Source organism: Nocardioides okcheonensis (genome assembly GCF_020991065.1).
Taxonomy (GTDB): Bacteria; Actinomycetota; Actinomycetes; order Propionibacteriales; family Nocardioidaceae; genus Nocardioides; species Nocardioides okcheonensis.
In genome coordinates this window covers 3814803-3833065 of record NZ_CP087710.1, presented here as the reverse complement: position 1 = coordinate 3833065, position 18263 = coordinate 3814803, and the positions used below count along the sequence as shown (strand labels likewise).

16 protein-coding genes and 1 pseudogene are annotated in these 18263 nt (G+C 73.3%); 11 read left to right on the top strand and 6 right to left on the bottom strand.

What is annotated here, in order from left to right; translation table 11 throughout:
* Positions 1–7 precede the first annotated feature (7 nt).
* Entirely contained in the window at positions 8–808 is an 801-nt protein-coding gene (locus LN652_RS18610) for a biotin--[acetyl-CoA-carboxylase] ligase (RefSeq protein WP_230442075.1), read from the bottom strand.
* A 102-nt stretch (positions 809–910) separates the two neighbouring features.
* Here LN652_RS18610 and LN652_RS18605 point away from each other — a divergent pair, with 102 nt between their 5' ends.
* The 7 genes from LN652_RS18605 to LN652_RS18575 all read left to right on the top strand — a co-directional run bounded on the left by LN652_RS18605 (position 911) and on the right by LN652_RS18575 (position 7456).
* A complete protein-coding gene (locus LN652_RS18605) occupies positions 911–2488 on the top strand; it encodes an acyl-CoA carboxylase subunit beta (protein WP_230444770.1) in 1578 nt (525 codons plus the stop codon).
* 117 nt (positions 2489–2605) lie between these two features.
* Positions 2606–2833 carry an acyl-CoA carboxylase subunit epsilon gene (locus LN652_RS18600; RefSeq protein WP_230442074.1) on the top strand — a complete coding sequence of 76 codons (228 nt, stop codon included), beginning with the start codon at positions 2606–2608 and terminating at the stop codon, positions 2831–2833.
* A gap of 129 nt (positions 2834–2962) precedes the next feature.
* Positions 2963–3967 carry a type IV toxin-antitoxin system AbiEi family antitoxin domain-containing protein gene (locus LN652_RS18595; protein ID WP_230442073.1) on the top strand — a complete coding sequence of 335 codons (1005 nt, stop codon included), beginning with the start codon at positions 2963–2965 and terminating at the stop codon, positions 3965–3967.
* 70 nt (positions 3968–4037) lie between these two features.
* The gene (locus tag LN652_RS18590; RefSeq protein ID WP_230442072.1) at positions 4038–5723 is read left to right on the top strand and encodes a DUF885 domain-containing protein; all 1686 of its coding nucleotides are present in this window, start codon (positions 4038–4040) and stop codon (positions 5721–5723) included.
* Between the two features lie 8 nt (positions 5724–5731).
* Positions 5732–6346 (top strand): Maf family protein, encoded by a 615-nt coding sequence (locus tag LN652_RS18585; protein ID WP_230442071.1) that lies wholly within the window; start codon positions 5732–5734, stop codon positions 6344–6346.
* 10 nt (positions 6347–6356) lie between these two features.
* Positions 6357–6998 (top strand): CDP-alcohol phosphatidyltransferase family protein, encoded by a 642-nt coding sequence (locus tag LN652_RS18580; protein ID WP_230442070.1) that lies wholly within the window; start codon positions 6357–6359, stop codon positions 6996–6998.
* A complete protein-coding gene (locus LN652_RS18575) occupies positions 6998–7456 on the top strand; it encodes a VTT domain-containing protein (RefSeq protein ID WP_230442069.1) in 459 nt (152 codons plus the stop codon). Before LN652_RS18580 ends, LN652_RS18575 begins: the two co-directional genes overlap by 1 nt.
* A 10-nt stretch (positions 7457–7466) precedes the next feature.
* On the opposite strand, the gene LN652_RS18570 is transcribed toward LN652_RS18575, so the two are convergent.
* The 5 genes from LN652_RS18570 to LN652_RS18550 all read right to left on the bottom strand — a co-directional run bounded on the left by LN652_RS18570 (position 7467) and on the right by LN652_RS18550 (position 12941).
* The gene (locus LN652_RS18570; protein ID WP_230442068.1) at positions 7467–8684 is read right to left on the bottom strand and encodes an ABC transporter permease; all 1218 of its coding nucleotides are present in this window, start codon (positions 8682–8684) and stop codon (positions 7467–7469) included.
* Complete coding sequence (locus LN652_RS18565) at positions 8681–9562, bottom strand: ABC transporter ATP-binding protein (protein WP_230442067.1); 882 nt, start codon at positions 9560–9562, stop codon at positions 8681–8683. The genes LN652_RS18570 and LN652_RS18565 overlap by 4 nt, the downstream gene beginning before the upstream one ends.
* Before the next feature lie 55 nt (positions 9563–9617).
* The gene (locus tag LN652_RS18560; protein WP_230442066.1) at positions 9618–10289 is read right to left on the bottom strand and encodes a response regulator; all 672 of its coding nucleotides are present in this window, start codon (positions 10287–10289) and stop codon (positions 9618–9620) included.
* Positions 10286–11632: a sensor histidine kinase gene (locus LN652_RS18555; protein ID WP_230442065.1), complete on the bottom strand. Its 1347-nt coding sequence runs from the start codon at positions 11630–11632 to the stop codon at positions 10286–10288. The genes LN652_RS18560 and LN652_RS18555 overlap by 4 nt, the downstream gene beginning before the upstream one ends.
* 112 nt (positions 11633–11744) lie before the next feature.
* Positions 11745–12941 carry an acyl-CoA dehydrogenase family protein gene (locus tag LN652_RS18550; protein ID WP_230442064.1) on the bottom strand — a complete coding sequence of 399 codons (1197 nt, stop codon included), beginning with the start codon at positions 12939–12941 and terminating at the stop codon, positions 11745–11747.
* Between the two features lie 151 nt (positions 12942–13092).
* Between LN652_RS18550 and LN652_RS18545 the strand changes: the two genes are divergently transcribed.
* The 4 genes and pseudogenes from LN652_RS18545 to LN652_RS18530 form a co-directional block, all read left to right on the top strand.
* Complete coding sequence (locus tag LN652_RS18545) at positions 13093–14121, top strand: iron ABC transporter substrate-binding protein (protein WP_230442063.1); 1029 nt, start codon at positions 13093–13095, stop codon at positions 14119–14121.
* A gap of 98 nt (positions 14122–14219) precedes the next feature.
* On the top strand, positions 14220–15659 hold the full coding sequence (locus tag LN652_RS18540; protein WP_230442062.1) for an ABC transporter permease: 1440 nt from the start codon (positions 14220–14222) through the stop codon (positions 15657–15659).
* Positions 15656–16735, top strand: coding sequence for an ABC transporter ATP-binding protein (locus tag LN652_RS18535; RefSeq protein ID WP_230442061.1), 1080 nt, complete (start codon positions 15656–15658; stop codon positions 16733–16735). The genes LN652_RS18540 and LN652_RS18535 overlap by 4 nt, the downstream gene beginning before the upstream one ends.
* Positions 16732–18228, top strand: a pseudogene (locus tag LN652_RS18530) (AMP-binding protein); the annotation flags it as partial. The gene LN652_RS18535 and the pseudogene LN652_RS18530, both read left to right, overlap by 4 nt.
* Positions 18229–18263: the final 35 nt, after the last annotated feature.

Below are 18263 nucleotides of genomic sequence, written 5' to 3'. Positions count from 1 at the left end.
CATGTCACTACGCGGGCCGCACGTGCACGACATCGCCCGCGGCGACGGAGAAGGCGCCGTCGGCGGTGCCGACGACCAGCGCGCCCGAGGCGTCGACGTCGAGGGCCTCGCCGCGCCGCACCTCGCCGCCGGGCAGGTGCACGTCGACCGTGCGTCCGACCGTCACGCACACGTCGGCGTACGCCCGGCGCAGCGCCTCGGTGTCGTCGAGCAGGCCCATCAACCCGTGCAGCGAGCCCAGCACCTGGCTGAGCAGGCCGGTGCGCTCGACCGGCTCGCCGGTCTCCAGCGACACCGAGGTGGCGAGCGCGACCGGCAGCTCGTCGAGGGTCTGGTCGACGTTGATGCCGACCCCGACGACCGCGACCGGCCCGAGGTCGGTCTCGATCCGCTCGACCAGGATGCCGGCGACCTTGCGCCCGGCGCCGGTCTCGCCGACGTCGACCAGGACGTCGTTGGGCCACTTGAGCCCGATGTCGGGGAGCCGGTCGGCGAGCGCGGCCTGGACGGCGTAGCCGGTGAGCAGCGGCAGCCACGGCCACGCGTCGGCCGGCAGGTCGGGGCGCAGCAGCACCGAGAAGGTCAGCGACGAGCGCGGCGGCGTCTCCCACACCCGGTCGAGGCGGCCGCGGCCCGACGTCTGGTGCTCGGTGACCAGCACCAGGCCGGGCTCCTCGCCCGCCCGGGCGCGCGCGGCGAGCGCCGCGTTGGTCGAGGGCGTGGCCTCCTCGACCTCGACCCGCCAGCCCGCCGGGGCGGTGATCCGGTCGACGTCGAGGGGTGGGCGAGGTGGGAGCGCGGCGGTCATGGGCACTAGATTGCCGGACGGACCAGATTCGACCGACCAGGAGGCCACCGCGTGAGTGCACAGCCGGGTGAGGGCACCGACGTCCCCTCGCAGGACACAGGCATCGACATCCGCACGACCGCCGGCAAGCTCGCCGACCTCGAGCGCCGGCTGGACGAGGCCGTGCACGCGGGCTCCGAGAAGGCGATCGAGAAGCAGCACGCCAAGGGCCGCCGCACCGCCCGGGAGCGGATCGAGATGCTGTTCGACGAGGGCACCTTCGTCGAGCTCGACGAGCTCGCCCGGCACCGCTCCACCGCGTTCGGGCTGGAGAAGAACCGCCCCTACGGCGACGGCGTGGTGACCGGCTACGGCGAGGTCAACGGCCGGATGGTCTGCGTGTTCAGCCAGGACTTCACCGTCTTCGGCGGCTCGCTGGGCGAGGTCTACGGCGAGAAGATCACCAAGGTCATGGACCTCGCGATCAAGACCGGCTGCCCGATCATCGGCATCAACGAGGGCGCCGGCGCCCGCATCCAGGAGGGCGTGGTCTCCCTCGGCCTCTACGGCGAGATCTTCCGCCGCAACGTCCACGCCTCCGGCGTGATCCCGCAGATCAGCCTGATCATGGGCAACTGCGCCGGCGGCCACGTCTACTCCCCCGCCGTCACCGACTTCACCGTGATGGTCGACCAGACCTCCGCGATGTTCATCACCGGCCCCGACGTGATCAAGACCGTCACCGGCGAGGACGTCACGATGGAGGACCTCGGCGGCGCGCGCACCCACAACACCAAGTCCGGCAACGCCCACTACATGGCCAGCGACGAGGAGGACGCGATCGAGTACGTCAAGTCGATGCTGTCGTTCCTTCCCCAGAACAACCTGGACCCGGCGCCGACCTACGACGAGGCGCCGGACATGGAGGTCACCGACCTCGACCGCACGCTCGACGCGCTGATCCCGGACTCCCCGAACCAGCCCTACGACATGCACGACGTCATCACCGCCGTGCTCGACGACGAGGAGTTCCTCGAGGTCCAGGAGCTGTTCGCGCCCAACATCCTCATCGGCTTCGGCCGCGTCGAGGGCCAGTCGGTCGGCGTGGTCGCCAACCAGCCGATGCAGTTCGCCGGCACCCTCGACATCGACGCCAGCGAGAAGGCCGCCCGCTTCGTGCGGTTCTGCGACGCCTTCAACCTGCCGGTCCTGACCTTCGTCGACGTCCCCGGCTTCCTGCCCGGCACCGACCAGGAGTGGGACGGCATCATCCGCCGCGGCGCCAAGCTGATCTACGCCTACGCCGAGGCCACCGTCCCGCTGGTCACCACCATCACCCGCAAGGCCTACGGCGGCGCCTACGACGTGATGGGCTCCAAGCACCTCGGCGCCGACATCAACATCGCCTGGCCCACCGCCCAGATCGCCGTGATGGGCGCCCAGGGCGCGGCCAACATCCTGCACCGCAAGACCCTGAAGAAGGTCGCGGACGCCGGCGGCGACGTCGAGGCGAAGCGGGCCGAGCTCATCGAGGAGTACGAGACCACCCTCGCCAACCCCTACATCGCGGCCGAGCGCGGCTACGTCGACGCCGTGATCTCCCCCCACGAGACCCGCCTCGAGATCGTCCGCGCGCTGCGCCTGCTGCGCACCAAGCGGGAGACCCTCCCGCCCAAGAAGCACGGGAACATCCCGCTGTGATCAAGCGACTCGGGGCTCGCGACGCAGGAGCGAGCACCGAACGGAGACGAGGTTGAGCAAGCGGCCCCGGCTGAGCCTGCGAAGCCGGGCCCGCGCGACGAAACCCACGAGGTGAGCATGAACGCAGACATCGACCAGAACCAGCCACCCCTCCTCCGCGTCGTCAACCCCGACGCCACACCGGAGGAGGTCGCCGCGCTGGTCGCGGTCTTCTCGGCGCTGGGGTCGGCGGGCGGCGAGCCGCCGAGGAAGCCGCGCCCGTCGTGGAACCTCCCCGCCCGCGGCGTACGCCAGACCCACCGCCCCGGAGCGGGCGCCTGGCGCGCGAGCGGCCTGCCGCACTGAGGGACGACCTGACCGACGGTGGAGCGACGGGCCCGACCTAGCGGCCGCACGCTCCACCGTCGCCGGGACCGTCCACAGATCGGTCGCGCCCCGTGGTGTCCGGGGCGCCGCCGGGGCGATCGTCGGAGGATGCCGAAGCGCTCGACGAGCTCCCTGGACCAGGACCGCCTCGCACGCCTGCTCCGGGCGCAGGACGGCGTGGTCTCCCGGTCGCAGCTCGTCGAGCTGGGTGCCTCGCGCGCGGACGTACGCCGCCTGGTCGCGCGGCGCGAGCTGTTCGTCGTCCACCCGGGCGTCTACGTCGACCACGGCGCACGCCCCACCCGCGCCCAGCGCCGCTGGGCGGCCGTGCTCGCGTGTGCGCCGGCCGCACTCCACCGGGAGTCGGCCCTCGACGCGCACGGCATGACCCGCGACCGGCGGGCCGGCGGCACGGGGACCGAACCGGTCCGGCTGGTCGTGGGTCACGACCGACGGATCCGTCCGCCCGAGGGCGTCGTGGTCGAGCGGGTGGCGGAGCACGAGCAGTGGGTGCAGCCGAACCGGCGCCCACCGCGCGTGGCCGTCGAGCTCGCCCTCCTCAAGGCCGCGGCCGACCGGGACCCGGCCGGCGCCGTCGCGCTGCTCTCCGACGCGGTCCACCAAGGACTGACGACGGCCGAGCGGCTGGCGCAGACCGTCGGCCGGCTGCCCCGACTGCCACGGCGGGCGTTCCTGGGCGAGGTCCTGGCGGACGTGGCCTCGGGCGCCAGGTCCGTGCTGGAGCAGCGCTACCTGCGCGACGTCGAGCGCGCCCACGGCCTGCCGCTCGGTGAGCGCCAGCTGCGGCAGGACACCGCGTCCGGCGTCGTGCACCGCGACGTGCGGTACGCACCCGAGCGGGTCCTCGTCGAGCTCGACGGGGCCTTCGGGCACCGTGATGCGGTGGACCGGTGGTCCGACCTGCAGCGCGACCTCGACGCGTCGGTCGACGACCACCTCACCCTGCGCCCCGGCTGGGCGCAGGTCCTCGAGCCGTGCCGCCTGGCCGCGATCGTCGCGCAGGTGCTCCGGCGACGAGGGTGGGTCGGTGTGCCTCGACCGTGCGGCCCGGCCTGCGCGCTCGGCGACGGTGGAGCGACGGGCCCGACCTAGCGGCCGTCGGCTCCACCGTCGGCGACGAAACCGGCTGACCGACGTCCGAGCCTCGGCATAGGGTCGCCCCGTGACCCGGACCATCGATGCCCTCTGTGACGCCTTCGTCGAGGACTACTGCGCCCTCGACCCGCTGACCGCGACCTCCATCGGGGTCGCCGGCCACGAGCACGAGATGACCGACTTCTCGCCCGCCGGCTTCGACGCCCGCCTGAAGCTGGCGCGCCGCGTGGTCGCCGCCGTGGAGGCGGCCACCCCGGTCGACGACCGCGAGGCGGCGGCCCAGGACGCGTTCCTCGAGCGCACCCGGCTCGAGATCGAGCTCGAGGAGGCGGGCGTCAACCGGTCGCGGATGTCGGTGCTGTGGAGCCCGCTGCACGAGATCCGCGGCGTGTTCGACCTGATGCCGACCGAGGGCGACGAGGCCGTCGCCGCCATCGCGGCCAGGCTGGAGGCGGTCCCCGCCGCGCTGGAGGGGCTGCGGGTGACGCTGTCCGACGAGGCCCGCAAGGGCAACGTCGTCGCCGCCCGGCAGTACGCAGAGGTGGCCGAGCAGGTGCGCCGCTGGACCGGCCAGGCCGGCGACGCCGGCGACTTCTACCTCGGACTCGTCGAGCGCCTCGGCCGCGCCGACGACAGCGCGCTGCGCGCCGCCGCGGGTGCGGCGAGCGCCGCCACCGCCGCGTTCGGCCTCTTCCTCAGCGACGAGCTCGAGCCGCAGGGGCGCGAGAAGGAGGGCGTCGGCCGCGAGGCGTACGCGCTGGCCAGCCGCTACTTCCTCGGCGCCGAGGTCGACCTCGACGAGACCTACGCCTGGGGCTGGACCGAGCTGCAGCGCCTGTCCGACCTGATGCACGCGACCGCCGACCGGATCCTGCCGGGCGCCGACGTCGACGGTGCGGTGGCCCACCTCGACGCCGACCCCGCGCGGGTCGTCCACGGCCGCGAGGAGTTCCGCCAGTGGATGCAGCGGCTCGCCGACCGGACCCTCGAGGAGATGGCGGGGGTCCACTTCGACATCCCCGAGCCGGTCCGCCGGATCGAGTGCATGCTGGCGCCCACCAACGACGGCGGCATCTACTACACCGGCCCCTCGGAGGACTTCGAGCGGCCTGGCCGGATGTGGTGGTCAGTGCCCGACGGCATCGAGGACTTCCACCCCTGGCGCGAGGTGACGACCGTCTACCACGAGGGCGTCCCGGGCCACCACCTCCAGGTCGCCCAGACCGCCTACCGCAGCGACACCCTCAACCGCTGGCAGCGGCTGATGTGCTGGTGCAGCGGCCACGGCGAGGGCTGGGCCCTCTACGCCGAGCGGCTGATGGAGGACCTCGGCTTCCTCGACGACCCGGCCGACCTGCTCGGCATGCTCGACGGCCAGTCGCTGCGCGCGGCGCGGGTCATCGTCGACATCGGCATGCACCTCGAGCTCACCATCCCCGAGGACAACCGGCTCGGCGCCGGCGGCACGGCCTTCCACCCCGGCGAGACCTGGACCCCGGAGCTGGGCCTGGAGTTCATGCGGCTGCACTGCCGGATGGACGACGAGTTCATCCAGTTCGAGGTCAAGCGCTACCTCGGCCTCCCCGGTCAGGCCCCGTCCTACAAGGTCGGCGAGCGGATCTGGCTCGAGGCCCGCGACGAGGTCCGGCGGCGCCAGGGCGACGACTTCGACCTCAAGGCGTTCCACCGCGCCGCCCTCGACCTCGGCTCGCTGGGCCTCGACCCGCTGCGCACCGCGCTGGAGCGGCTGTGACGGCTCGGGTGCCCCTGGTCCTCGCCTCCGCCTCCCCCGCCCGGCTCGCCACGCTGCGGGCGGCCGGGGTCGACCCGACCGTCGTGGTCAGCGGCGTCGACGAGACGCAGGTCGCCGGCCTGCCGCCGGCCGAGCTCGCGCTCCAGCTCGCGGAGCTGAAGTGCGCGGCGGTCGCGGCGCGGCCGGACGTGCCCGTCGACGCCCTGGTGCTGGGCTGCGACTCGGTGCTCGAGCTCGACGGCGAGGCGCTCGGCAAGCCCTACGAGCCCGACGAGGCACGAGCGCGCTGGCGCACCATGCGTGGCCGGTCCGGCGTGCTCCACACCGGGCACTGCCTCCGCGAGGCGTCCTCGGGGCGCGTGGCAGCGGCCACCGGGTCCACCGTGGTCCGCTTCGCCGACGTCACCGACGACGAGATCGACGCCTACGTCGCCACCGGCGAGCCGCTGCAGGTCGCCGGTGCCTTCACGATCGACGGCCTGGGAGCGGCCTTCGTGACGGGCATCGACGGCGACCACAGCAACGTCGTCGGCGTCAGCCTGCCCCTCCTGCGCGAGCTCGTGCAGGAGCTGGGGCACGCCTGGCCCGACCTGTGGAGCGGGTCGGCCAGCGCCACCCGATAGCATCACGGACGTGGGGAACGTGCTGCTGGGAGGGGTGCAGGCGCAGCCTGTCAGCGACCCCGACGACCGGTACGGCGTCCGCGAGGAGCGACTGCTGACCGGCGCCACCGTGATCACGGCGGTCCGCACCGTCGCCTCCGTCGTGCTGGCCGCCGTCGCCGCCCACCAGCAGAGCCTGACGCTGCTCGTCGTGGCGCTGGTCGTCTACTGGGTCGGCGACATGCTGGACGGCTTCTACGCACGGGTGCGCGACTGCGAGACCCGCATCGGCGCCGTCCTCGACATCATGTGCGACCGGCTCAACGCCGCTGCCTTCTACGTCGGCCTCGCGTGGCTCCAGCCGGACCTCTCCCCCGCGATCTTCGTCTACCTCGCCGAGTTCATGGTCGTCGACTGCTTCCTGTCGATCGCCTTCCTGGCCTGGCCGGTGCGCAGCCCCAACTACTTCTTCGTGGTCGACCGTCCGACCTGGCTGTGGAACTGGTCGAAGCCCGCCAAGGCCGTCAACAGCGCGCTCTTCGCGGTGCTGCTGCTGGTCACCGGCTGGATGTGGGTCGGCCTGGTGATCGCCTCGGCCCTGCTGGTGCTCAAGTGCGTCTCGCTGCACCGCCTGGTCCGCATCGGGCTCCCGGTCCCGGGGACCCCGGCCTGATGCTCTTCTGGAGCGTGCTGGGCGTCTCCATCGCCTCCGCCCTCGTTCCCCTGATCAACATCGAGCTGTTCCTCGGTGGTGCGATCACCCAGGCTCCGACCCACTTCTGGGGGCTCGTCGTCGCGGCGACGATCGGGCAGATGATCGGGAAGATCCTCTGGTACTGGGGCGGCATGCACGTCGACCGCGCCCCGTGGGTGCACCGCCAGCTGCAGAAGCCGAAGGCGCAGGCGTCCCTGGACAAGTGGCACGCACGCGCAGAAGGCCGGCCGTGGTTCACGGCCGGCCTTCTGCTGTTCTCGGCGGCGACGGGCTTCCCGCCCTACGCCGTCACCGCGGTCCTCGCCGGGACCCTGCGGGTCAACTTCTGGATCTTCATCGCCACCGGCCTGATCGGTCGGGGCGTGCGGTTCTGGGCCGTCGTGGCCGGGACCTCGTCGCTGCTGCACCTCTGGTGAGGTGCGCGGGTCACTCCGCGGCGGACCACGCCTGGCGCAGGGTGACCCGGCCACCGGTCTGCAGCAGCGCCCGGCGGTAGAGCCGCTCGCCCGCCCAGACGGTGACCGCCGCGAACGCGGCCAGCAGCCCCAGCGCGAGCAGCGGCTCCCACCACTCGACGCCACCGGCGAGGATCCGCTTGGGCATCACGACCGCGGACACCGGCGGGACGTACGACGCGATCACCTGGGCGCGGCCCTCCAGCGACAGGCCGCCGAAGAACATCACCAGCATCAGCATCGTCAGGGGCGTCGAGGTCGCCTGCAGGTCCTCGGTGCGCGAGGCCAGCGACCCGGCGACCGCCCAGAGGCAGGCCAGCGCCACGAACCCGGCCAGGAAGAACGCGATGAACCACGCGGCCGGCCCGGAGAGGTCGGGGACGAAGGACTTGTAGGACGTGAACGACATGCCGATCAGTCCGACGACGGCGTAGACGAGGACCTGGATCAGGGCCAGGGCGGTGTTGCCGAGCACCTTGCCGGCGAGCAGCTGCCGCAGCGGGATGGCGGCGGCGATGATCTCCACGATCCGGCTCTGCTTCTCCTCGATCACCGAGTTGGCCAGCTGCATGCCGAAGACGAGCGCGGCGAAGTAGAAGAGGAAGACGAAGACGAAGCCGACCACCTCGGCCACCGCCGCCTTCTCCGCGTCGCCGCGCACGAAGTCGGTGCTGACGGTGCTGCCCGCCTCGAGCTGGTCGAGGGTCACGCCGGTCCCGGCGGCGTTGTCGGCCAGCACCTGCTGGCGCACCACGGCGGTCACCACGTCGGTGAGCGAGCCGTCCTCGCTCGACTCGGTGGTCAGCTCCCACCCGTCGTCGACGGGGTGCAGCCAGGCGTCGGCCTCGCCCTCGGTGAGCAGCGCCTCGGCGGCGTCCGCGTCGTCGACGTCGACGAGGGTCACGTCGACCTTCTCGTCGACGTCAGGGCCGAGGTCGACCACGGCCTCGCCCATCGCGACGGCGTCGGGGGTGACCGCGAGGGTGACCTCGTTGGTGCGCCCGTCCTGCCAGGCGGTGAACCCGAGGACGCCGACGATCATCGCGACCATGAGGACGGTGCCGATGACGAACGACTTGTCGGTGATGCGCGAGACGACCTCGCGCTTGGTGACGAGGAGCCAGGCGGGCTCGTCGCTGCGTGCGGCGGCCGGACGTGCCTCGTGCTGGTCGTGCGGTGCGGTGCTCATGCGGTGGCCTCCCGGTAGATCTCGCTGAGCGCCGGGCGGACCCGGACGAACTCGTGGACGGCGCCCCTGCGGGTCGCCTCGGTGATCAGCTGCTGCTCGGCGCCCTCGTGGTGGACCTCGACCAGCGCGGTGCTGCCGTCGAGGTCGAGGACGTCGAGGCCGGTGTGGTCGCGGACCCAACCGGCGTCGCCGCCGAGGACGAGCCGGAAGCGCGGCACCCCCGCGTCGCGCAGCTCCGACACCGTCCCGGCGGCGACCCGGCGTCCCTGGGCCAGCACGACCAGCCGGTCGCACAGGCGCTCGACGAGGTCGAGCTGGTGGCTGGAGAACAGCACGGGCACGCCGTCGCGGGTGTACTCGCGCAGCAGGTCGACCATCGAGTCGACGGCCACCGGGTCGAGGCCGGAGAACGGCTCGTCGAGCACCAGCGCCGCGGGGCGCGGCAGCACCGACGCGATGATCTGGACCCGCTGCTGGTTGCCCAGCGACAGCTTCTCCAGGTGGTCCTTGGCGCGCTCGCCCAGGCCGAACCGCTCGAGCAGGTCGGTGACCTCCGCGCGGGCGGCGGTGCGCGCCATGCCCTTGAGCTGGGCGACGTAGACGAGCTGGTCGAGGATCGGTTGCTTGGGGTAGAGGCCGCGCTCCTCCGGCATGTAGCCGATCGAGCGGCGGTCGAGCCGCGTGATCGGACGGCCCTGCCACAGCACCTCGCCCTCGTCGATGCCGAGCACGCCCATGACCATCCGCATGGTCGTGGTCTTGCCCGCGCCGTTGGCGCCGACGAAGCCGGTCATCTGACCGGCCGGCACCTCGAAGGACACGTGGTCGACTGCCGTGGCGTCGCCGAACCGCCTGGTGAGCTCCCTGATCTCCAACATGACGACGACGCTAGGCGCGCGCGCCGTCCGCGGGATCCCCCGCGCGACGGAACCGTCAGTCCGTCGGGTGGATGAGGCCGGCCTCGTAGGCGAAGACGACGGCCTGCACCCGGTCGCGCAGGTGCAGCTTGGCGAGCACGTTCGACACGTGCGTCTTGACCGTCGCCTCGCCCAGCACGAGCTCGGCCGCCACCTCGCCGTTGGACAGCCCGCGGCCGAGGAGCACGAGCACCTCCCGCTCGCGCGCGGTGAGCCGGGCGAGCTCCGCCGGCTCGGGGCGCTCCGCGCCGGTCCCCGACCGCGCGGCGGCCATCTTGCCGATCACCCGACGGGTCACCTCCGGCGCGAGGAGCGCGTGGCCGCGCCCGGCCGCGCGGACGGCGTCGAGCAGCTGCTCCGGGCCGGCGTTCTTGAGCAGGAACCCGCTCGCGCCCGCCTCGAGGGCTGCGAAGAGGTAGTCGTCGCGGTCGAAGGTGGTGACGATGACGACGCGGCCGAGGTCCTCGGCGACCAGGTGACCGGTGGCCTCGATCCCGTCCATCCGCGGCATCTGGACGTCCATGAGCACCACGTCGGGTCGTGCCTCACGGGCCCGCTCCAGCGCCTGGAGCCCGTCGGCCGCCTCGCCCACCACCTCGATGTCGTCCTCGACCGACAGCACCATCGCGAAGCCGGAGCGCACCATGGCGTGGTCGTCGACGAGCAGGACCTTCAGCGGCTCGGTCACCGGCCCTCCAGCGGGTAGCGCACCCGGACGCGGTAGCCGCCGGTGACGCGCGGCCCGATCTCGACGTGCCCCCCGTGGGTCGCGGCGCGCTCGCGGATGCCGAGCTGCCCCAGGCCGCTGCCCGAGGTGCCGTGTCGCGAGCGCCCGTTGTCGACCACCTCCACCTCGGCGTAGGAGCCCTCCGCGTCGACCCGCACCACCACCGAGACGGCGTCGGCGGTGGAGTGACGGCGCACGTTGGCGAGCGCCTCCTGCACGGTGCGGTAGACCGCGAGCCCGACGCCGCGCGGCACGCGTTCGGCGACGACCTCGCAGTCGGGCACCACGTCGAGGCTGACCGACAGGCCCTCCCCCGATACGGCGGCGACCAGCGACGGGAGGTCGGCGACGGTCGCCCCGGGCGCCCGCGCGGCGTCGTCGGCGGGGGCGTCGGCCCGGTCACCGACGCCCTCGCGCAGCGTGCCGAGCAGCAGCCGCATCTGGGTCACGGCGTCCCGGGAGGCGTCCTCGACGTTCGCGAGCGCCCGGCGAGCGGCGTCGGGGTCGCGGTCGAGGACGCGGCGGGCGGCGCCGGCCTGGATGCCCATCGCGGACACCCCGTGCGCGACCACGTCGTGGAGCTCGCGGGCGATCCTGAGCCGCTCGTCGACGACGGCCTGCTCGCGCAGCCGTCCGGCCTGGGCGGCGATGGTGCTGGCCTGCTCCTGGAGCCGGTGGCGCTGGCGCGCGGCCCGCCAGGACACGCCGCCGCCGACGATCGCGCCGCCGAAGTAGATGACGTTGATCAGCAAGGTGATGGCGATCGCGGCCGGGATCGGGGGGAACACCCCGATCTGCTCGCTCAGGTCCTCGTCGTCGAGCCACTCCTGGATCGAGGAGCCGAGGGCGAACTGCCACCCGATCCAGGCGAACATGAACAGCACGATGGTGCCGACGACGACCACCATCGCCCGGCGGTCGCGGGCCCACGCGACCCCGGACAGCAGGGCGACGAAGTAGACGATCTGCAGCGAGAGCTGACCCATCACCTCGGGCATCGTGACGCCCGCGACGAACATGTGCGCGGCCGCCAGGAGCGCCACCGTGAGCGGCCAGCGCCGGCGACCGAGCAGCAGCGCGGCGCCGCTGGAGACCGCCAGCCACTGCGCCCAGACCGGGACGTCGGTGTGCTCGAAGCCGCCGGAGCTGCGGACCAGCTCGAGCGCGAGCAGGCTCACCGACTCCACCGTGAGGGCGAGCACCGCGTCCGGGCGCCCGACCGGCGGGCGCGGTCGCTCCCACGCGTCGTCCACGCCGAACCAGTCGAGCAGGCGCTGGCTCAGGCGCTGGCTCAGGCGGGGCATGGGGGCGAGGGTACGACGCCCGCGCCCCGCCGGGATCCGTCGGGAGGGGGAGATCAGTGGAGCCCGCGGCCGCTAGGTCCGGCCGGGTGCTCCACCGTCGCGGGGAGTCCCCTCACTCGACCGGCAGGCCGAGCCCCCGGGCGATGAGCATCCGCTGGACCTCGGAGGTGCCCTCGCCGATCTCGAGCACCTTGGCGTCGCGGTAGAACCGGACGACCGGGTACTCCTCCATGAAGCCGTAGCCGCCGAAGACCTGGGTGGCGATGCGGGTCGCGGTCACGGCCGACTCGGTGGTGTAGAGCTTGGCGACGGCGGCAGCCTGCTTGAAGGCGGCCATCGAGACGTCCTTGCCGGCGTCCATCGCGTCCTTCATGGCAGCCGCCTTGTAGGTCAGCAGGCGCGAGGCGTCGAGCATGACCTGCAGGTCGGAGACCTGGAAGGCGAGGCCCTGCTTGCGACCGATCGGGCCGCCGAAGGTCTGCCGCTCGCCGGCGTACTGCAGCGACAGGTCGAGGCAGGCCTGGATGCAGCCGACCGCGAGCGCGGCGATCGCGACGCGGCCGTCGTCGAGGGTGGCGAGGAACTGGGCGTAGCCGCGACCGCGCTCGCCGAGCAGGTTCGACTCCGGCACGCGGGCGTCGGAGAAGGACAGCGGGTGGGTGTCGGAGGCGTGCCAGCCGAGCTTGTCGTAGGCCTTCTCGGCGGTGAAGCCGGGCGTCCCGGACGGGACGATGATCGTCGAGATCTCCGGGCGGCCGTCGGCGCGCTCGCCGGTGCGGGCGGTGACCGTCACGACCGACGTGATCGAGGAGCCGGAGTTGGTGATGAACTGCTTGGCCCCGTTGACGACCCACTCGCCGTCCTCGAGGACCGCCTTGGTGCGGGTCGCCCCGGCGTCGGAGCCGGCACCGGGCTCGGTGAGGCCGAAGCCGGCCAGCTTCTCGCCGGCGACGAGGTCGGGCAGCCAGGTCTTCTTCTGCTCGTCGGTGCCGTAGGTGAGGATCGGGTTGATGCCCAGCCCGACCGCGGCCTCGAGCGTGATGCCCATCGACTGGTCGACCCGCCCGATCTCCTCGATCGCCAGGCACAGCGAGGTGAAGCCGCCGTCCTCCCCGGCCATCCCGGCGCCGCCGAACTCCTCCGGCGCGGTGAGGCCCATCAGCCCGAGCGCGCCCATCTTCTGCACGACGTCGGTCGGGAAGTGGTGGTCGCGGTCCCACTGGGCGGCGTGCGGGGCGATCTCGGCCTCGGCGAAGTCGCGGACGCTGCGGCGGAACTGCTCGTGCTCGGGGGACAGCTCGAAGGTCATGACCGCGAGGATACCGGCCGAGGTTAGCGATCGCTAACCCTCGGTGTGACCCAGCCCATGCCGTGGCCGTCCGGGCGGGCGGGCCCGATTCCGTCCCGCACGGTGCGCGGCGCTAGAGTTAGGTGAGCCTAAGCAAACAAAAGGATCCCTCGTGTCGTCTTCCTCGCGTCCGACCCTGCGCCGCGCCGCCGTCTCGCTGGCCGCGGTCACCCTGACCGCCTCCACCCTGACCGGGTGCGGCCTGTTCAGCTCCCCCGATCTGGTCGTCTACAACGCCCAGCACGAGCAGCTGCTCGACGAGCTGGTGCCGCTGTTCGAGGAGGAGTCGGGCCTCGACGTCGAGCTGCGCAACGGCAAGGACCTCGAGATGGCCAACCAGATCGTCGAGGAGGGCGAGGACTCCCCCGCCGACGTGTTCCTCACCGAGAACTCCCCGGCCATGAGCATCGTCGACAACGCCGGCCTGTTCGCCGAGCTGCCCGACAGCGCGACCGCGACGATCCCCGACCAGTACGTCCCGGCCGACCGGACGTGGACCGGCTTCCTCGCCCGCTCGACCGTCGCGATGTACAACACGGACTCGATGACCGAGGCCGACATGCCCGCCTCGATCCTGGACTTCGCGAAGCCCGAGTGGAAGGGCCGCGTCGCCTTCTCGCCGACGGGTGCCGACTTCCAGGCGATCGTCTCCGCCGTCCTCGAGCTCGAGGGCGAGCAGGCCACGGCCGACTGGCTGGCCGGGCTGAAGGAGAACGGCGAGATCGTCCAGAACAACCTCGTCGTCATGCAGTCCGTCGACTCCGGCGAGGTCGACGCCGGCATCGCCTACCACTACTACTGGTACCGCGACCGAGAGGAGAACGGCTCGGACTCCGACAGCTCCGCGCTCCACTTCTTCGGCAACCAGGACCCCGGCGCGTTCGTGAGCATCTCCGGCGCCGGCATGCTCGCCAGCAGCGAGCACCAGGACGCCGCCGAGGAGTTCATCACCTGGCTCACCGGCACCGAGGCCCAGCAGGCGATGGCCGAGTCGTACGCCCTGGAGTACCCGCTCAACCCCGACGCGAGCCTCAACCCCGACGTGAAGCCGTTCGACGAGCTCGACCCGCCGCAGGTCGACGTGGCGAGCCTCAACGGCCCGCAGGTCACCGACCTGATGACCGAGGCCGGACTGCTCTGAGCGCCACCGAGCGCCGCACACCGCCCCTGCTGCTGGCAGCGGGGGCGGTCGTCGCGCTGCTCGCGCTCGTCCCGCTGGGCTACGTCGCGACCTACGTCGTGGTGATCGGCCCCGTCGACCTCTGGCAGCTCCTGGCCCGCCCGCGGATCGGCGAGCTGCTGCGCAACACCCTCACCCTCGCCGGGGCCTGCATGGCCGCGACCGCCGCCCTCGGCGTCGTGCTGGCGGTCCTCGTCGAGCGCACCGACCTGCCGGGGCGGCGCGCCTGGCACGGCCTGCTCGTCGCACCGCTCGCGGTCCCGGCGTTCGTCAACGGCTACGCCTGGGTCTCGCTCGACCGCAGCGTCCACGGCTTCGGCGGGGCGTTCCTGGTCGTGACGCTGTCCTACTACCCGCTCGTCTACCTGCCCGTGGTCGCGATGCTGCGCCGGCTCGACCCGGCGCTGGAGGAGTCGGCGTGGTCGCTCGGGCACTCCCGCGCCCGCACGCTGGCGACCGTCGTGCTGCCTCAGCTGCGCCCGGCGCTGCTGGGCGGTGCGCTGCTGGTCGGCCTCCACCTCCTGGCGGAGTTCGGTGCGCTGTCGCTGCTGCGCTTCCCGACCTTCACGACCGCGATCTACGACCAGTACGGCTCGACCTTCAACGGCGCCGCCGCGACCGCGATGGCCGGCGTGCTGGTCCTGCTCTGCCTCGTCCTGCTGCTCGCCGAGCTGCGGCTGCGCGGCGACCGTCGGTACGCCCGGGTCGGACGCGGCGCGGCCCGGAGCAGCGTGCCGCTGTCCCTCGGGGCGTGGCGCTGGCCGACGCTCGGGGTCCTCGCCGGCGTGGTGGCGCTGGCGGTCGGCGTCCCGGCCTGGTCCCTCGTGCGCTGGCTCGTGGTGGGCACCTCGACCGAGTTCCCGCTCGCCGACCTCACCGAGGCCCTGGTCGCCACCGTCGTCCTCGCGCTCGCCGGCGCGATCGCGGCGACCGTGGCCGCCGTGCCGGTCGTCTGGCTCGCGGTGCGCCACCGCGGACGGGTCTCCACCCTGATCGAGCGCAGCACCTACGTCGCCAACGCCCTGCCCGGCATCGTCGTAGGCCTGGCCCTCGTGGTCGCGTCGCTGCGCCTCGTGCCGCCGGTCTACCAGACCGCCGCGCTGCTCGTGGCGGCCTACGTCATCCTCTTCCTCCCACGTGCGGTCGTCACCGTCCGCGCCGGGCTGGAGCAGGCCCCGGCGGTGCTCGACGACGTCGCCCACAGCCTCGGCACCGGGCCGCTCGCCACCGCGCGCCGGGTCACCCTGCCGCTCATCGCCCCCAGCCTCGGCGCCGGCGCCGCACTGGTGTTCCTCGCCATCTCCACCGAGCTGACCGCCACGCTGATGCTTTCCCCGATCGGCACCCGGACCCTGGCCACCGAGTTCTGGTCGGCGTCCTCCGAGCTCCGCTACGGAGCAGCCGCCCCCTACGCCCTCCTGCTGGTGCTCGTCTCGATCCCCGCGACGGTGCTGCTCATGCGGCAGGAGCGACTCTCCCTCCAGGAGGCCACCCCATGAGCTCCCTGACGATCACCGGCGTCACCAAGACGTTCGCGGCGGGCGGCCCCGGCCGTACGTCCACGCGTGCCGTCGACGAGGTGTCGCTGCAGGTCCCGCACGGGTCGTTCACGACCGTCCTCGGCCCGTCCGGCTGCGGCAAGACGACCCTGCTGCGCCTGATCGCGGGCTTCCTGCTGCCCGACGCCGGCACCATCGCGTTCGGCGACACCGTCGTCGCCGGCGACGGCGTGAAGCCGATGCCGCCGCAGGTGCGCCGGGTGGGCTACGTCCCGCAGGAGGGCGCGCTGTTCCCCCACCTCGACGTCGCCGCCAACATCGCCTTCGGCCTGCCGCGCGAGGAGCGCGGGCGCGAGCGCGACGACCGCGTCGCGGAGATGCTCGACCTCGTCGAGCTCCCCGCCGACTTCCGGCACCGTCGCCCCGACGAGCTCTCCGGAGGCCAGCAGCAGCGGGTCGCCCTCGCCCGGTCGCTCGCCCCCAAGCCCGCGGTGGTGCTGCTGGACGAACCGTTCTCCTCCCTCGACGCCAGCCTGCGCGGCACCACCTCCCTGGCCGTGCGCCGCGCCCTCGCGGCGAGCAACACGACCGCGCTGCTCGTCACCCACGACCAGAACGAGGCGCTGTCCCTCGCCGACCAGGTCGCGGTGATGCGCTCGGGCCGGCTGGTGCAGTCGGCGAGCCCGAGCGAGGTCTACCTCTCCCCCTCCGACCCGCAGGTCGCGGAGTTCGTCGGCCGCGCCGTGGTCCTCCCCGGCACCGCCACCGCGAGCCGCGCGCAGTGCGCGCTCGGCGAGGTGGTCCTCACCGAGCCCGGCTCCGGACCGGTGTCGCTGATGATCCGCCCCGAGCAGATCTACGTCGACCTCGCCCACGCCGAGGGCGTCCGCGGCACGGTCGAGGAGCTCAGCTACTACGGCCACGACTGCGCCGTGCAGGTCCGTCTCGACGACGGCACGTCGGTCCTCGCCCGCATGGCGGGCGTACGCCACCCGGCCACCGGCGACACCGTGCACCTCCGCGTGACCGGCCTGGTCCGCGCCTACCGCCCCGCCGCTCCCCCCGCGCTGACGTGACGCTCACGCCCACCCGGCCGTCGGCGCGGCCGGTGCTCGACCACGCCCCCGCCGGCAACGCACCGGCGGTGGTCGTCGGCGACCGCACCCTCAGCCACGCAGACCTGGCCCGACGGGTCGCCGACCGCGCGCGGGCCTGGGGTCCGGCGCGACGGCTCGTGCTGGTGGAGGGCGCCAACCGGCTCGACGCCCTGGTCGCCTACCTCGCCGCGCTCCAGCACGGCCACGTCGCCCTCGTCGTGCCCGACGCCCGCCCCGCCCAGCGCGACGCGGTGGTCGCGGCCTACGACCCCGACGTGGTCTGCGTGTCCGGGGAGCCCGACGACGTGCGCCGCGCGACCAGCGCGCACGACCTGCACCCCGACCTCGCGCTGCTGCTCAGCACGTCCGGCACCACCGGCTCGCCCAAGCTGGTGCGGCTCTCGCGCGACAACGTCGCCAGCAACGCCGCCGCGATCGCCGACTACCTCCGTCTCGGCCCCGACGACCGCGCGATCACCGCGCTCCCGCTGCACTACTGCTACGGCCTCTCGGTCCTGCACTCCCACCTCGTCGCCGGCGCCAGCGTGGTGCTGACCGACCTGAGCGTGGTCGACGAGTGCTTCTGGGACCTCTTCGCCCGCAGCGGTGCCACCAGCCTCGCCGGCGTCCCGCACACCTTCGACCTGCTCGACGCGAGCGGGTTCGCCGACCGCGACCTCCCGACGCTGCGGCAGGTCACCCAGGCGGGCGGACGGCTCGCGCCCGAGGCCGTACGCCACTGGAGCCGCACCGGCCGCGAGCGCGGCTGGGACCTCGTCGTGATGTACGGCGCCACCGAGGCGACCGCCCGGATGGCGTGGCTGCCGCCCGACCTGGCCGAGGACCACCCCGGCGCGATCGGCGTCGCCGTGCCCGGCGGCCGGCTCTGGCTCGACGAGTCGGTCGACGAGCGCCCCGGGGTCGGCGAGCTCTGCTACTCCGGGCCCAACGTGATGCTCGGCTACGCGCACGCCCCCGCCGACCTGGCCCGCGGCCGCGAGGTCGAGGACCTGCGCACCGGGGACCTCGCGCGCGAGGTCGACGGGCTGTTCGAGGTCGTCGGCCGGCGCAACCGCTACGGCAAGGTCTTCGGCCTGCGCCTCGACCTCGACGCCGTCGAGCGCCACCTCGCCGCCGAGGTCGACCGCCACGCCCGGGTGGTCGCGACCGACCGCGCCGTGCACGTGTTCCTGCGCCACGGGCGGCACCGCGGCGCCGCCCGCACCCTCGTCACCGACCAGTGCGGCGTGCCGGCCCACGCCGTCGTCGTGCACCTGCTCGCCGAGGATCCGCTCACCGCCAGCGGCAAGGTCGACCGCGCCGCGCTGCTCGGGCTCGCCGCGACCGAGGAGGCCGCGACCCGCGGGCCGGCCGCGGACCGCGCGACCCGGGACGTACGGGCCGACTTCGCGCGCGTGCTGGGCCGCCCGGACGCCGGCCCCGACGACTCGTTCGTCGCCCTCGGCGGCGACTCGCTGTCCTACGTCGAGCTCGCCACGCGCCTCGC

Bases quoted from the DNA above. Each gene is read 5' to 3' on its own strand.
- LN652_RS18610 (WP_230442075.1), bottom strand. From the start codon at position 808: ATGACCGCCGCGCTCCCACCTCGCCCACCCCTCGACGTCGACCGGATC.
- LN652_RS18600 (WP_230442074.1), top strand. From the start codon at position 2,606: ATGAACGCAGACATCGACCAGAACCAGCCACCCCTCCTCCGCGTCGTC.
- LN652_RS18595 (WP_230442073.1), top strand. From the start codon at position 2,963: ATGCCGAAGCGCTCGACGAGCTCCCTGGACCAGGACCGCCTCGCACGC.
- LN652_RS18575 (WP_230442069.1), top strand. From the start codon at position 6,998: ATGCTCTTCTGGAGCGTGCTGGGCGTCTCCATCGCCTCCGCCCTCGTT.
- LN652_RS18570 (WP_230442068.1), bottom strand. From the start codon at position 8,684: ATGAGCACCGCACCGCACGACCAGCACGAGGCACGTCCGGCCGCCGCA.
- LN652_RS18565 (WP_230442067.1), bottom strand. From the start codon at position 9,562: ATGTTGGAGATCAGGGAGCTCACCAGGCGGTTCGGCGACGCCACGGCA.
- LN652_RS18555 (WP_230442065.1), bottom strand. From the start codon at position 11,632: ATGCCCCGCCTGAGCCAGCGCCTGAGCCAGCGCCTGCTCGACTGGTTC.
- LN652_RS18550 (WP_230442064.1), bottom strand. From the start codon at position 12,941: ATGACCTTCGAGCTGTCCCCCGAGCACGAGCAGTTCCGCCGCAGCGTC.
- LN652_RS18535 (WP_230442061.1), top strand. From the start codon at position 15,656: ATGAGCTCCCTGACGATCACCGGCGTCACCAAGACGTTCGCGGCGGGC.